Origin of the sequence: Helicobacter cholecystus, from assembly GCF_003364215.1 — a bacterium.
In the GTDB taxonomy this organism is placed as follows: Bacteria; Campylobacterota; Campylobacteria; order Campylobacterales; family Helicobacteraceae; genus Helicobacter_G; species Helicobacter_G cholecystus.
In genome coordinates, this window is sequence record NZ_NXLU01000001.1 from 235,088 (window position 1) to 249,850 (window position 14,763).

11 protein-coding genes and 1 pseudogene are annotated in these 14,763 nt (G+C 36.6%); 2 read left to right on the forward strand and 10 right to left on the reverse strand.

Going from position 1 to position 14,763, the window contains the following annotated elements; translation table 11 throughout:
- Positions 1–123 precede the first annotated feature (123 nt).
- Positions 124–861 carry an outer membrane beta-barrel protein gene (locus CQA62_RS01320; RefSeq protein ID WP_104723944.1) on the forward strand — a complete coding sequence of 246 codons (738 nt, stop codon included), beginning with the start codon at positions 124–126 and terminating at the stop codon, positions 859–861.
- Positions 862–897: 36 nt separating this feature from the next.
- On the opposite strand, the gene ileS is transcribed toward CQA62_RS01320, so the two are convergent.
- Positions 898–3,633: an isoleucine--tRNA ligase gene (ileS, locus tag CQA62_RS01325; protein WP_104723946.1), complete on the reverse strand. Its 2,736-nt coding sequence runs from the start codon at positions 3,631–3,633 to the stop codon at positions 898–900.
- Positions 3,634–3,695: 62 nt separating this feature from the next.
- Here ileS and CQA62_RS01330 point away from each other — a divergent pair, with 62 nt between their 5' ends.
- Entirely contained in the window at positions 3,696–4,166 is a 471-nt protein-coding gene (locus CQA62_RS01330) for a methylated-DNA--[protein]-cysteine S-methyltransferase (RefSeq protein ID WP_104723948.1), read from the forward strand.
- A 79-nt stretch (positions 4,167–4,245) separates the two neighbouring features.
- On the opposite strand, the gene CQA62_RS01335 is transcribed toward CQA62_RS01330, so the two are convergent.
- The 9 genes and pseudogenes from CQA62_RS01335 to msrP all read right to left on the reverse strand — a co-directional run bounded on the left by CQA62_RS01335 (position 4,246) and on the right by msrP (position 14,716).
- The gene (locus CQA62_RS01335; protein WP_104723950.1) at positions 4,246–5,835 is read right to left on the reverse strand and encodes a ShlB/FhaC/HecB family hemolysin secretion/activation protein; all 1,590 of its coding nucleotides are present in this window, start codon (positions 5,833–5,835) and stop codon (positions 4,246–4,248) included.
- 75 nt (positions 5,836–5,910) lie between these two features.
- Entirely contained in the window at positions 5,911–6,606 is a 696-nt protein-coding gene (locus tag CQA62_RS01340) for a hypothetical protein (protein WP_104723952.1), read from the reverse strand.
- 8 nt (positions 6,607–6,614) lie between these two features.
- Complete coding sequence (locus tag CQA62_RS01345) at positions 6,615–7,295, reverse strand: outer membrane beta-barrel protein (RefSeq protein ID WP_115585100.1); 681 nt, start codon at positions 7,293–7,295, stop codon at positions 6,615–6,617.
- 9 nt (positions 7,296–7,304) lie between these two features.
- Positions 7,305–8,036: a hypothetical protein gene (locus tag CQA62_RS01350; protein WP_428839055.1), complete on the reverse strand. Its 732-nt coding sequence runs from the start codon at positions 8,034–8,036 to the stop codon at positions 7,305–7,307.
- A gap of 285 nt (positions 8,037–8,321) precedes the next feature.
- Positions 8,322–8,726: pseudogene (locus CQA62_RS07070) on the reverse strand (hemagglutinin repeat-containing protein); the annotation flags it as partial.
- Between the two features lie 6 nt (positions 8,727–8,732).
- Positions 8,733–11,861 (reverse strand): filamentous hemagglutinin N-terminal domain-containing protein, encoded by a 3,129-nt coding sequence (locus CQA62_RS01355; RefSeq protein ID WP_115585102.1) that lies wholly within the window; start codon positions 11,859–11,861, stop codon positions 8,733–8,735.
- A 319-nt stretch (positions 11,862–12,180) separates the two neighbouring features.
- Positions 12,181–12,828, reverse strand: coding sequence for an outer membrane beta-barrel protein (locus tag CQA62_RS01360; RefSeq protein ID WP_104723972.1), 648 nt, complete (start codon positions 12,826–12,828; stop codon positions 12,181–12,183).
- Between the two features lie 392 nt (positions 12,829–13,220).
- On the reverse strand, positions 13,221–13,811 hold the full coding sequence (locus CQA62_RS01365; protein ID WP_104723975.1) for a ferric reductase-like transmembrane domain-containing protein: 591 nt from the start codon (positions 13,809–13,811) through the stop codon (positions 13,221–13,223).
- Complete coding sequence (gene msrP, locus CQA62_RS01370; protein ID WP_104723978.1) at positions 13,808–14,716, reverse strand: protein-methionine-sulfoxide reductase catalytic subunit MsrP; 909 nt, start codon at positions 14,714–14,716, stop codon at positions 13,808–13,810. The genes CQA62_RS01365 and msrP overlap by 4 nt, the downstream gene beginning before the upstream one ends.
- Positions 14,717–14,763 lie beyond the last annotated feature (47 nt).

The window sequence follows — 14,763 nt, forward strand, 5'->3', positions numbered from 1 at the left end:
TTAAAATAGAAAAATCCAAATGATAGAAGAAATTTTTAAAAAATCTTGTCAAAAAGTAAATTTTGTCTTATATTTTCTGTATTTTTTCCTTACAATAGAGAGACTTTTTTAAAGGAGCGAAAGATGAAAACAAAATTATTAGGGGTTTTTATATCTTCTTTATTGTGTGTAGGTGTGGCAGAAGCTAGGTTTTACATAGGAGTTGAGGGAGGGTATCTTAGAAATCTTTCACAATTTGAGAACAAAATATATCATTATTCAATAAATCTAACACCCAATGGTCCAGTTCAAGAAAACAAGAGAGTAAATTTGAGAGAAAATGGAGTGGTGGGAAATCTTGTTTTAGGGACTGAACATTTTATCCAATCGCAGTATTTTGGCTGGAGATGGGGAATTTTTGGAGGATATGGAATAAGTTGGGGCAAAGTTGAAAGTAGAAAAACTCAGCTTAATACTATACATTATGGGTTCAACACAGATTTCTTAGTCAATTTTCTTGTGGAAGAGAAACTCACAAGTGGATTTTTTGTAGGTGTCGAATATGCCATAACAGATCTTAACCCAAAAAAACAAAGTGTCATGGGATTGACATATACTGTCAATAATGTCTCAACTGATGTTTATGTGGGTAATAAGATAGTGGCTCAAGATGCATTTTTACGTGCAGGATTTAGCACTTTGGTGAATAAGAATCATCGGGTTGAGGTTATGGCAAAAATCCCTATGGCAAAAACAATAAACTCTAAACACTATGATTATGAAGATGTGCTCAATAACACTACACAAATAAAAGTTGATGACACATTCATCTTCACTTACCAAAACATTCAAGCTCTTGTGAGCTATAAATATGTTTTCTAGGGGAGCTAATTTATAGCCCCCCCCCCCACTAAAGCTTCAGCACATTTTTTCTAGCACGTCAGCACATCGCTTACAAGGAGTATTCTCCTCTAAAGAAAGATATCTCCAACACCTTGGACATTTGTGTTTTGTGCTTTTATGAAGATTGAAAATCTTGCCATTAACTTCAAACTCTGCGACCTTCTCCCCAGAACCCTCTTTAAGACTTTCAGAGACAATGAGCCATACATCAAGGGCCTCAAACTCATATTCACTTACTACAGCAAGTTCAAGGGAACTTTTGATTTCTCCCTCTTGCTTAAGCGTGTTGAGTGCAGATTCAAAAGCATTTTTAATCTCTAATAATTCCTTAAAGTCTTCATTGACTTCATAGCGATAGGGACTTCTTGAAAGAGAGAAAACATCTTTGATTTTCCCCTCTGTGATAGCCTCACTTGCGTAGCCTAGAGCCTCATTGGCAGTATAGGTGAGGATTGGGGCGATACAATAGAGCATCTCTCTTGCAATGATTGCCATCACACTAAGGCTCGCTTCTCTTTTTTTGCTTCCCACCTCATCACAATACAAACTATCCTTACAGAGTTCAAGATAGATTCCACTGAGCTCATTGGTGATGAAATTTTGCAAGAGTGCAATTCCTTTGACAAAGTCAAATTCTCTAAAGCATTCTTGGATTCTATCAAAGGTTTGCATCGCCACTTGATATGCCCATTTATCAATTTTTGAGAAATGTTCAAGTCCTAAAATTTCTTTACAATCATTGGTATTTGCAAGTAAAAATCTTAAAGTATTTCTAATTTTTCGGTAAGACTCTGCGACTTGTTTAAGGATAGATTTTGAAATTTTTAAGTCATTTTGATAATCACTGCTTGCTATAAAAAGTCTAAGAATTTCACTCCCAAACTCTTTGAGTATTTCTTCAGGGGCAATAACATTTCCCTTGCTTTTGCTCATTTTCTCTCCATTTTCATCGACACTAAAGCCATGAGTAAGCACCATAGAAAAAGGAGCTTTGCCATTAAGTGCACAAGAGAGCAAGAGTGAGCTTTGAAACCATCCTCGATGCTGATCACTCCCTTCAAGATAGAGGTTTGCGGGATAGTTTCCGCTATTATATTTGCTAGATTGTAAAACTGCTTTCCAAGTGCTTCCACTATCAAACCAGACATCTAAAATATCTAAATTTTTCTCAAATTCTTCTGCCCTATGTTTGAGATTTGAGGGCAGAAGCTCTTGTATGCTCTTACTCCACCACGCATCACATCCTTCAGTCCTAAAGATATTTTGAAGATGTTTCATCACTTCAGCATCTAGCAAGGCTTCCCCACTTTTTTTATCAATAAAAAAGGCAATAGGAACCCCCCAGTCTCTCTGTCTTGAAATACACCAATCAGGGCGATTTTCAATCATTGTTTTAAGGCGATTTTTTCCACTTTCAGGATAGAAGGCAACTTTTTCTATCTGCTCTAATGCAATTTCTCTTAATGTTTTGCCCTGATAAAAAGGCTTGTCCATTAAGATAAACCATTGTGTTGTGGCTCTAAAAATCACAGGTTGGTGTGTTCTCCAGCAATGAGGGTAGGAGTGCTTAATCTTTTGGGCCTTAAGCAATGAAGCACCAAGAAGAGTCATAATCTTCTCTTGAGATTCAAAGATATTTTTGCCTAAAAATTCCTTATCCAATAGCCCCTCAAGAATAATGAGCTCATTATAATTCCCCCCATCATCCACAGGAACAAATACAGGTAGGCCATATTTTAATCCCACCCTATAGTCATCTTCTCCATGTCCTGTAGCTGTATGCACACAGCCTGTTCCATCGCTCATCACAACATGATCTCCAAGGATGATGAGACTTTCTCTGCCATTGAGAGGATTGAGTGCAACAAGTTTTTCTAGCTCACTTGAATTCCACTCTTTGATGATTTTCCCCTCCTTTAAAACATCTTTTTGAAGCAGGGTTTCTAGCAATGCTTTTGCAATAATGTATCCCTCACTTGTAAGCACATAACATTCATCAGGTTTGAGGGCAATGGCTACATTTGCAGGGAGTGTCCAAGGAGTGGTTGTCCAAATCACAAATGAGGCTTTTTGCACACCAAGTTTTTCAAGACTTTTAGGGCTAAGAGCAAAGGCGACATAAATAGAATCGCTAATTTTTTCTTGATACTCTACCTCTGCTTCTGCAAGCGCACTTTTAGCTGCCCAGCTCCAATAGATGGGCTTATAGCGTTGGGCTAGAAGTCCATTTTGTGCAATTTGACAAAGCACTTGATAAATATCAGCCTCAAAGTCAAAATCCATTGTTTTATAGGGATTTTCAAAATCTCCCAAAACCCCTAAGGATTGAAATTCTTGACTTTGGATATCAACAAAGTTTCTTGCCCACTCTCTGCAAAGTTCACGAATTTTTGCTTTGGGCAGAGAATCTTTTTTTTCTTTTCCAATTTTTTTCTCTACCTGTTGTTCAATAGGAAGCCCATGGCAGTCCCAGCCAGGGGTATAGTAGGGATATTCCCCTTGAAAATAATGAAATTTTATGATGATGTCTTTAAGGATTTTATTAATAGCATGTCCGACATGAAGATGTCCATTGGCATAAGGTGGGCCATCGTGGAGTGTGAAGCTTCTTAGCGGATCTCTTTGGTTTTGCATTTGTAAAAATGCTTTTTGCTCCTGCCATTTTTTATAGGTAAGAGGCTCGTTATTTGGAAGATTTCCACGCATTGGAAAATCTGTTTGAGGAAGTTTCATACTTTCTTTATAATCCATTGTAAAATCCTTTAGAAAAAATCAGATTCAAGATTTTAACAAACCTAGCTTTGGAGTAATGAGTGAATTATGGAGTTTTTCATAGTTTTATAGGAGAGTTTTTTATCTTAGAGCAAGAGGAGAGGATTATTGCACTTCATCAAAACTTCTCACTTCTCCCCTCTAATGCTTCTGCCTCTCCAACCCCGCTGCTTCAAGAGGCAATGAGTGAGCTTAGGGCTTATTTTAAAGGAGAGTTAAAGACTTTTTCCCTCCCCTTTGCTTTGAGTGGGAGTGAGTTTGAGAGAAAAATTTATCAAACACTCTCTTCTTTCCCCTATGCACAGACCTTGAGTTATCAAGACTTAGCACTTAAAATCAATGCTCCAAACTCTGCAAGAGCTCTAGGCAATGCTTTGGGTAAGAATCCTCTCTTGCTTCTTATTCCCTGTCATCGGGTGATTTGCAAAAATGGAAAAATAGGAAACTATGTGCTAGGGGAGGAGAAAAAGAGAGGGCTTTTGGAGCTAGAAAAGAAGTGGAGTGAAGATTAAAATTTAGGGGGAGTTTGTGTGATTTGTTTCTATGGCTAAGTTTTTAATAAGAGATAGGGTCAGTGTTTAATCTAGCATTTCACACATTCACCCCAAAGCTTAGATAAAAACTCTGTGTTTGCACCTTATAGGGGTTATAGATTGGATAATACCACCAAAACTCCATATTAAAATAAGATGCAAACATCTTAATTCCCACCCCTCCCCCTGAGAGAAAATTATATTGATCTACACTTTCTTTAAAATCTTGCACATATCCTGCATCAAGTCCTAGGGAGGGGGCAAAGATAACTCCTGCAACACTTGGGAGATAAATCACTAGATCATTTCTATAAATCACTCCAATCTGTTCACTTAAAGATAATCCATCAAATCCTCTCACACTTGCTCTCCCTCCAATATTCATTTTCTCACTGGCATACAAATCACTCTGAGAGATTTGAGTTTTAAGCATTGAGCTAAAGTTAAAGCTTTGATTTGCAAGAGTAAAGGGGATATTGAGATAGAAATCAAGAGTGGGGATCGTATAGAGATAGGGGTTATGATCTCCTAAAATTTTATTACTTCCAAAGGCAGAGATTCCCTGAAGAAGTGAGAGAGTCATCATAAACTCAGAAATCCCAAAGTAATGCTTATAGTTTAAAAACAAAGACACATCACTTAAAAATTTTCTTTGCACTTCTAACTCAACTTTGTCTAAGAAGTTTTTAGTATCTTTGATATTCCACCCTATGCCTAAAGACAAAGAGTGAAATACATTGCTTAGAAGTAAATAACTTAGCTTTGAGCTAAAGCTCCAAGATTTGCTAGAGTTAATTGGTGAGCTAAAATCAAGCTCTAAAGTAGAGGCACTTTGAGAGTAAGAGCCACTCAACTCAAGAAGAGCTCTTCTAATGGGTAGGGCATAACTTGCAGAAGCATATAAGCAATGAGCTCCTTGAGTAAAAGGAATGGAATTGTTGATAAAAAAAGAGAGAGTATCCCCTAGATAAGTAGGATTTTCTATCCCAAAAAGAAAACTTGATTGGATATTGCTAGTCAAAAAGCTTTTAAATTTATCCAAAGAGCTTGAGCCATAGTCTCTCACTCCTGTGCTTCCCCCATTATCAAGTGTGGCACTAAAGAAGAGAGGCAAAGCTTTCTTATTCACTACAATCTCTACTCGGCTTCCTTCTCCTAAGGGAGTGATGATGACTTTAGGGTCTAGGTATTTATTTCTTCTAATATTGCTTAATCCAAATTCAATTTCTTTATTATTAAGAATATCTCCTTTTTTAATTGCAAAATCTTTGGAGAAAAACATTAAAGTGGAGTTATCTCTAAATTCTAATTCATCGATGATTCCCACCTCTATGCCAATCTTTAAAACCCCGCTTTTAAGATCTTGAGGAATAAGCCCAAATTTTGTAGTGATATACCCCTCTTTAATCGCACTCTTATTGAGTTCTTCTAAAAGAAGAGAAATCTCTGAAACACTTAGGCAAGAGTGAGCAAAGGAAGAGAGATAAGAGTTTAAAAAAGTAAGCTCATCAAAGATCTTTTCTTTTTCAATGACTTTTAGTGAAGTCTCTGAGGGGACAAACTCAATGGTGCTAATAGGAAAACAAGAGGCAAGACCTAAAGAGAATCCTATAAAAACAAAGGAGAGAAATCTAGGGAGTGAGAGCATAGAGATTTACCAATTGCTTAGAGAGTGATGGCTTTTTCATCGTTTTTCCTTATTTCTTAGTTCCCTATCATTTCGTTAGAAGAGATGTTTGTAGCCAAGGGTGAGGGTGGAGGGCATCATCATTTCTCCAAAACCAACACCAAGTGTTGGGAAGCTAAGAATACAATCAAATATATTATTCTCTACTTGTGTATAAACCCCTAGTCTTAATCGCCCGATAATGCCACCTCCACCAATTAGTTTGTTTCCCTCTTTCTCGTTTTTGCTGTAGTTCATATTAAAATCAAAGGATATTCCCAAATTTATTCCAAATCTATTCCCACTGGTTTTTACAAGATCAAATAAACCATCTATTGCATAATACAAGAGTCCAAAAATATAAAAATCATTCCCTCTATAATCTAATTGCTCATTCCCTCCAAATTTCCCCATATCATATCCCCAATCATATTTAACCCCAAAAGTATGGCGAATCCCTACTTTTTCATAATCATAGCGTTGCCAACCTCCTAAAATCCCTACAGAATAACCTAAAGTCGATGCTAGTGTTTTACCAGCAAGAAGTGGATTGCCTGTAGCAAAAAGAGCATATGCAAAATCATAGTATCCTACTCCCCCCTCAACTCCAAAGAAGTGCTTTGTGCGTTTCTTTTGTTCTGCTTCAATTCTTGCTTGTTCTCTTTTTTCTGCATCACTCATAAAAAGACTATCTATAAACCCTACTGCAAAACTTTGTGTGAAAAGCAATGCGCATAAAATAACTTTTTTCATTGTTTCTCCTAGAAGAGGTGTTTGTAGCCTAGAGTTAGAGTGGAGTTGATAGGGACATTAAGAAAGTCTCCAAATTTCCAATTAGGATCAAGGCTAGGTCCTGAAGCTAGCCCAAAAGTTGGAATATTAAGAGTAATATCAAATACATCATTTTCAATTTGAGCTTTAAATCCAAATCTTGCCACAAAAGAAAGGGCGACTCCCAATCTATTAGAAGCTTTTTGAATCCAATCTAATCCCAACACATCAATCCCTAACCCCACAAACATTCCATATCGTTTCTTATCTTGCACAGAGAAATCAAAAAGCCAATCGGTAATAAAAGAGAACATAAAGCCATAGCCATTGCCTAGAGGAAATTGCTTATCCCCATCATCATACTTTCCATAATTTTGCATATAATCTCCACGCAAAGAGAGAATAAAACGTTTCCCAAAATGCTCAGAGTAATACTTCTGCCACCCCACTTGCAGAGCAAGGTTATACCCCAAAGAATCAGCATAGGGCTTTTTTCCTCCTAAGTAAGTATTGAAGTGCGCAAAAAAAGCTGAAGTCATAATACTATACAACCCCACTCCCCCTTCAACTCCTATAAAAGTCCTCCACTGCCCAATATCTGAATTTGATGTAATGTCTTCTGCATTTACAATTCCAAAAATTAAACATAGAGTAAGTAATAGTTTTTTCATTGTTTATCCTTATTTTTTAGTCCAAAATTTTTCATTATTAGAATGGCTAAATTTGATTGATTGTGTTTTTACTGCTTCTTGAGCTTCTCCTCTAAAGATATTCTTTGGTTCTCTTTTATCATCTCCTATTTCTACTTTGATATCTTTAGAGATGCTAGAGGGGCGAGAAGTGATAGAGCCTGAGAGAGAAGAGCTATTGTCTCCAAATTTAAGGTGGGCTATATCGCTAAGCTTTTTAAATGCAGGAATTATTTTCCTATTATTAAAATTATCCTTAATATCTCCAAATCCTCCCATAATTATTCCTTGTATCAACCATTGGTCAAGGGTTAGAATTCCCTTAACGCCAACATCTTGCTGAATATCCAGACTCACATCTTTAAGATCTAATTTTGTCATTGAATGAGATTTGATAGAAGAATCTTTATTTGTAGCAGAGATATAAGCATTGGTTAGTCCTATATTGCGATTGGTTGTAATCTCAACTTTATCAGCTTTTATCCCTGCTTGCTCTTGAATGGTGGCACTAAGATTGCCTTGGAGTTTTCCTTCTGCTTCAAGGGGTTGAAGAAGTGGGGCAGAAATAATGCTTCCTGTTTTTGCTTCAATATCAGCTCTCCCACTTGCAGAGTGGGATTGTATGCTTGAAATATTGAGATCTCCTGCGACATTCATCTTGATATTGTTGGCTTTAAGATTTCCTCCCAATAGATTGACATTGCCAAATAAGAGATTATCCACATAGGCACTAAGGTTTTGTTTATCAAGAGCTATACTCTTTTTTATATTGTTTAGTGCTATTGCTGCATTTGAAGTGATCCCTGCTAGAGCGATAGTTTGTTGGAATTTATTGCCTGTTTTTTGTGCTTGGAGATATTTCTTAATATTTTCGCCAAGCTTTTTAAGATTATTTCCTATTTTTTTATGATTTTCTTCTGCTTGAGAAAGATTGATTGGAGTTTTTGTTGTGTGGATTGTGAGATTGGCTGATTGGATTGAGGCATTATTGACATGTGTAGAAGCAGAGCCTACAGCGCCTCCTTGTGCATAGGCATCTGCTCGTAAATCTGCATAAAAAGGAAAAGAGTAGCCAACATTACTATTAATCCCATAGTCTAGATTATAGGCATATCCTGTTTTTGTATCAATACTTGCAATGGCATTGAGATTTTTAGCTGTGATTGTAGTGTCTGCTGTGGCGTGAATAGAAGAGCCAATAATGCCCGTGTTTCTCTCTGAAGTGATAGTAATATTCTTTCCTGCTAGAGTGCTTCCTGTGTGAGAAGTTCCACTTGTTTGCTCATAGCTAGTGTTGAGTTTTTGAGGGGGGAGTTTTGTATTTGTATCATTTCTTGCATTTAAGATTGCGACAATAGGCTGTCCTACAATTTGATACCCTTCAACCCCTACAGTCAGTCCATTTACCCCTATCCCAGCTTACATACCTAGTTGGAATTTAGTTTTAGAAGTGCTTGTATGAGTTTGCTTGTATTTTGTTTCATATGCTTTGATTCTTATATTTTTTCCCAAAAGAGCCATTTCATCACCCTTAAGATTAGAGCCTATGATATTAATATCCCCTTGCGGATTACCCTTTTTATCTGCTGTAGTGATTGTGATATTTTTTGCATTGATATTGGCACTTGAAGCACTTGTGCGATACAGAGAGTCTTGAGATGAAATCTCTGTATTGGCAAAGCCTCCTCCAACTTCTAAGCTAGGAATATAAGTATTGACCCCTACACTCACTCCTAATCCCCAGAACTCTTCTTTTTTATCAATCGTTTCCTCAAACTTATCTTCTTTAGCTGTAATGGTTATATCTTTTGCTTGTATGGAGATATTTTCTGATTTTGTATCAATAGATTCTAATCTTGCTGTCTTTCCTGATGTAAGGCTAATATTCTTTGCACTTAGAGTTTGATTATTATGAGTAGTGATTGTTGTGTTTGTATCCGTTGTTGTTTGTGTATAGCCTAAAGAAATCCCCACACTTTTTCTAATAGGATTACTTTCTTTATGTGTTTTAAAGCCAAAGCTCTTTTCTACTTTATGCTCCTCAATATTTTTTTCATCTTCCTTAGTGCTTAGAGTGAGATCACCTCCTGCATTTAGAGCTAGATTTTCTTTTGCATCTGTTTTGATATTAAAGCCCTTTAAGTTATTTCCTGCAGAGATAGAAATATTATTGCCTTTTAGGGAATTGGCAATATTTGTTTTTGTTGTGGTTGTGGTGGTGATAGTGGTTTTTGTCGTTTTAAACCACCCAATCTTTGTTTTTGAGCTTGAAGTTTGAGTGATTGAGATATTTTGGGCAGTATCAAAGAGAATATTATCTTTTGCATTGATTGAGAGATTATTATTTGCTTCCATATTGACTGATGTGAATGTTGCATCAGAGTTTGAAGTGATTGTGATGTTGTTTCCAAAGAGATCTGAGGTTTTATTGCCCACACTCCCAAGATCACTAGTTTTGAAACGAATTGTCCCAATTTCTACATTATCAGCATTGATAGTTAAATCATTCCCCGCAATTAAGTCAGCTCCAAAGTTTTTAAAATCTCCTGCTTGGATATTGAGATCTCCTCGTGAGGTAATCTCTCCATTCTCATTGAATACCTTATCTCCGATGATTGCGATATACCCCGCCTCTATGAGAGCGCTATTTGTAATTTCTCCACCTTCAATTTTCACACTCTCTGCACTAATTCCTGCACTTGTAAGAGTGTTAGGGTCAATATTTTGCTTTGCTTCTTTTATCTCTTGCAATCTTCTCTCTAGGTTTTCAAATGCACTATTGAGCGCTTGGGTGTTTTGTTGTCTGTAGGTCTCTTTTAGCACGGCAAGTTCTATTTCTTTTTGCAGAAGTGCATTAGAGTAGTTTGGATCCCTGTGGTAGTGAGATTTGACATACTCTTTATAAGAGTCTGAGGCAAGATAGGAAGAGAGGCTTACATACTCTTCTCTACTCTCTTGTGTGTAGTTTGGAGTTGAAGCAAATATTAGGGCATTGGAGAGGATTTTTTCTTGATTGCAGAGGAGGAGGTTTTGGAGATTATATTGGGGGAGATTGTTTTGGGCATACCAAGAGTTCTCTATCTCCTCGTGGTAGGTCTCTACGATTTTTGTATCAATATTTCGCCTCTTATAGTGATGGCGATATACTTTTACTTTCAGCTCTGGAGCTTTGTTGATAAAGCTCTCTTTTGTTTTAAACACTGCCTCATTTGTAGCATTGAGATTGCCCATATCATTTGTAATACTGCCTGCTGTAATAGTGAGATTATTTCCTGCTTGAATAATGGCGGGGGAGTAGTTTTGCACTTGTTCTTCGACCTTCCATCGCTTATCAAAAATCTTATTTGTCCCCATATTCACATACCAAGAATCTTCTGTATAGCTTGTTACAACCTCTTTGACTTCATACCTTGAAATATTCTCCACCTTCTCTGCGGTGATATTCACATCCGTATTTGCTGAGATGATTGAGCCATTATGAAGCTCTTTTGCTCTGATATCTAAATTTGCACTAGAGCTAAGAGTAGGGGAGATACTCTCTTGATCAAGTGTGCTTTTTGCATTTTCAGGAGCAGAGATTGTAACAATCCCATTAACATCAATAACAAATCCTCCATCCCCTTTTATCTTACTTCCAGTTGTTGCTAGAGTTCCTGAGTTTCTTACTCCCACTCCCTCATCTGTGGCTACTAGATAGATGCTATTGGCAACCACGCTTCCTAAATGAGTCACATCAAGAGCTAGGGCTTTTTGCTCTTCTCCCTTGGCATTCTTTGTAGTGATTGCTTCATACAGGAGGAGGGAAGCATCACTTTTATTGCTTAAATCAAAGAAGACTTTATTCTCCCCCAAAATCAACCGCAAATCATTTGCTATAAGGTTTCCCTTGACTGATGCACTTTTAGCAATGATATTGAGCTTTGCTGTATTGCTTGTATTCAAAGCTTCAATATTGATATGTCCTCTTTGAGTCATCATTGTTAGAGTTTTGTTAAGCTCATTAATATGATCAACCCTATTGATTTCTTCTTGAGAAATTACACCTGTGGAGAGTGTAAAAGATTTAGCATTTAAAACCCCACAGCCATTGCAAGTGATTCCATTAGGATTAGCAATGATTAAATCAGCTCTTTTTCCAGCTATCTCCATTACCCCTAGGAGTGAGGAGGGATTTGAGCCTGTGACTTGTGTAAGAATAAGAGAAGCTTCATTACTAAGATTAGAATTTCCATTGATATAACCTGCAAGAGTGGTATTTACAAACAAATCCTTAGAATTATTAAAGATTAAGCCCTCTTTGCCCACATTAAAATCTGTGAAATAGTTATTAGAAATTCCTGCATTATTTGCATCTGCAATATCTATAACAGAGATACCATTAGAAGATTCTTTAATTTTAGGAGTATTATTTCCTTTGTGTCTTAGTGCATCAAGTGCCACTGCAGAGGGCTTGATATGAGATTGATAACTTACATCAATAGCGTAAACTTGTGAGGAAATCAGTAGTGAAGAGAGTGCAAGAGAAACTCTCTGTTTAGGGCTTAACATAGGGATTCCTTATCTTTAAGTTTTCTGCAGAGTTCAGAAGACTTTAAAGAAAGTCCCTGAAACCCAACTTTCAAATTTTATCTAGATTATTGAGCATAAGTCAAGAAAAGAGAGTGAAAAAAGTAAATAAAAGGTAATGTTGTTACAGATGGTAAAAGGAGAAGTGTGAATTTTTGCTCAGAAAAAATCTGAGTAAAAATTAGAAAATATATTTATAGCCTACATTGATGTTAATAGTTGGAAACACAGAGATGAGATTGGCTTTTGTCTCTGTTCCTGAAATAACAGATCCAATTGGAAGTTTTGCTAGAACATCTAGTCAATGATGATTTGCCATAAGTGTGCTAACCCCTACACGCCCAGCAAGGTCGAAGGCATGCCTAGAGGGAAAATCTTTTGCACTCTCACGTGTCTTTGAATTATTGAAATCAAGCAAATAATGATAATCTACCTCTACACCACCAAAAACACCAAAACTGTATGATCCATTGCTCCAAAAATTCACCATCAGATCAAAGTTGATTCCAGCATCCAAAAAGTCATAAGTTTCTTTAATCCCAATTAGATTTCTCCCATACTGAGCTGATGTTTCAATTCGAGTGGAATTTGAATAGCTTGTATAGCCTACAAGTCCCCCAACTCGGATTCCCAAATAATCGTCTAAGAAAAAATGCTCACTTCCAAAATTAAGATTAATATTAAAGCCTGAATAAGGATCTTGGGTAAAAGTTGAAGTTGTCCCACTTGGAGTTCCAAAAGTTCCACTCCAAGTTTTTGTTTTAAAGGCACTGCTCCAAGAACTAGGTTTTACACTTAAGAATCGTGTATTACCACTTCCGCTGACACCCCCATTAGTTTCACTGATTGCTGATGTATAGCCCACATCAAGTCCAATAAAAAATCTAGCCTCTGCCATACTTGCACACACAAGGCTTGCTACTGCGATACTTAGTATTTTTGTTTTCATAAAAATCTCACTTTTAAAATTCTCGAAATCTAAAAATACTAAATACACTTTTTAGATTTTGATTTTAAGATTATATCTTAAGTTTTGAATTATTTATATTTTTGAAATCCATTACTTCAACATTTCTCTTTTAAGATATAAATGCCCCCCCCCCCCAACACCATCTTCCAAACTTAAAATATTCATAAAAAGGTAACGTTTCTCATATCTTAATAATACGATGATTGTATCAATTATTGTTTCTTTAGAAATACGATTATGTTGATCGTGAAAATTTTCCTAGCAATTCTCTTTTTATTGATGAGAGTTTAATTTAAAGATGATTGTAAGATTCTCATTATTGAGGCTTACAAAAGGTGGGTTGCTCTATTGATGCGATAATCAGCATCGTGTTAGAAATCATGTTCTTTTGGTGAAAATTTTTTTTTCATAGATTTATTTTGATTAGTCACTCTCTTTTTTGTGGGGGTCAATAGATAAAAGGGGATGAATTTCATTTTAATTCCTAATATCCCTACACTTACAAGAATAACTCCCCAAATCTGCCAAGAGAGGACCTTGGCAATCATAACAATATGCACAAGTGAGCCGATCACTGCCCCATATACTCCATATCTTAGAATAGAATAAAATTTTTTACCTAAAGAGAAAATTCCAAGGATTATCATAAGAATAAGTCCAAAAACTCCAGCATAGATATAGGGTTTTTTAATGATTTCTGCAAGCATCAATCCCCAATCAAAATAAAAATCAAAAAACACAAAGACGCTTGAGTGCAAAAGTCCCATAAGCAATGCAAAAAGCCCCCACCATTTTCCAAAGGGAAGGACTAATCCTCCAACCAGTGCCCCATAAGCTATCCAGCCACTCCATTGATAAAAAATCTTTGTGGGATCTGTAAGGTTCCCCTCAATCTCTAGGAGAATATAAAATCCTCCCATTAAAATGGCTAGAAAAATTCCTATTCCAAGAAGTTTTTTCAATAGAGTTTGCTCCTATCCATTCCCTCATATAAATGCCCCACCTCTTTTTCATAACCATTGAGATAAAGGGTGGGCTTTCTTCCACGCTCTCCAATTAAGCGCTCACTTGCTTGCGACCATCGAGGGTGTGGGGTTTGAGGATCGACATTGGCATAGAATCCATATTCTCTAGAATTTTGCTTCTCCCAAGTGCTAAGGGGTTGGGTTGAGGTAAATTCTATTTTGTTAATTGATTTGATATATTTAAAGCCATATTTCCAAGGTACAACTAGGCGGATAGGCGCTCCATTTTGAGGCAAAAGAGGTTTACCATACATTCCAACAGCAAGTAAGGTTAGGGGATGATTGGCCTCATCTAATCTTAATCCCTCTACATAGGGGAAGTCAATCCCAGAAAACAGGCTTCTTTGCATGGGGAATATATTAGGATCATACAGGGTTGTAAATTGAATATATTTAGCTTTTGAGGTGGGTTTGACTTGATTGATAAGTTCTCTAAGCTCAAAACCTATCCAAGGGATTACCATACTCCAGGCTTCTACACATCGCATACGATAGATTCTCTCTTGTAGCTTAACTCGCTTAAGCAGATCCTCAAGTTCAATTGTGAGGGGATTTTGGACTTCTCCGCTGATTGTAAGCTCCCAAGAAGTGGGTTGAAATCCTTTGCTTCTAGCTTTTGGATCATCTTTACCAAAACCAAATTCATAAAAATTGTTATAGCTTGTTGCATCATTTTCTTTTGTGGGTTTGAGTGAGGGATTTGTATCTTTGAGATAATCAAGCGGTTTGCCATAAGGAGTTTGTGCCATAAGTTCATCGATTAAGAATGGGCTAACCATTGCTCCTATCCCTAGAGATAGAAATTTTCGTCTTTGTAAAAATAGGTCTTGGGGTGTAATCATTAAATGTTCCTTGAAATTAAAGTTACTCTACTATTCTTATAAAAAAT

Excerpts from the sequence above, each read along its gene's own strand:
- CQA62_RS01320 (WP_104723944.1), top strand. The coding sequence starts at position 124 with ATGAAAACAAAATTATTAGGGGTTTTTATATCTTCTTTATTGTGTGTA.
- ileS (WP_104723946.1), bottom strand. The coding sequence starts at position 3,633 with ATGGATTATAAAGAAAGTATGAAACTTCCTCAAACAGATTTTCCAATG.
- CQA62_RS01335 (WP_104723950.1), bottom strand. The coding sequence starts at position 5,835 with ATGCTCTCACTCCCTAGATTTCTCTCCTTTGTTTTTATAGGATTCTCT.
- CQA62_RS01340 (WP_104723952.1), bottom strand. The coding sequence starts at position 6,606 with ATGAAAAAAGTTATTTTATGCGCATTGCTTTTCACACAAAGTTTTGCA.
- CQA62_RS01345 (WP_115585100.1), bottom strand. The coding sequence starts at position 7,295 with ATGAAAAAACTATTACTTACTCTATGTTTAATTTTTGGAATTGTAAAT.
- CQA62_RS01355 (WP_115585102.1), bottom strand. The coding sequence starts at position 11,861 with ATGTTAAGCCCTAAACAGAGAGTTTCTCTTGCACTCTCTTCACTACTG.
- CQA62_RS01360 (WP_104723972.1), bottom strand. The coding sequence starts at position 12,828 with ATGAAAACAAAAATACTAAGTATCGCAGTAGCAAGCCTTGTGTGTGCA.
- msrP (WP_104723978.1), bottom strand. The coding sequence starts at position 14,716 with ATGATTACACCCCAAGACCTATTTTTACAAAGACGAAAATTTCTATCT.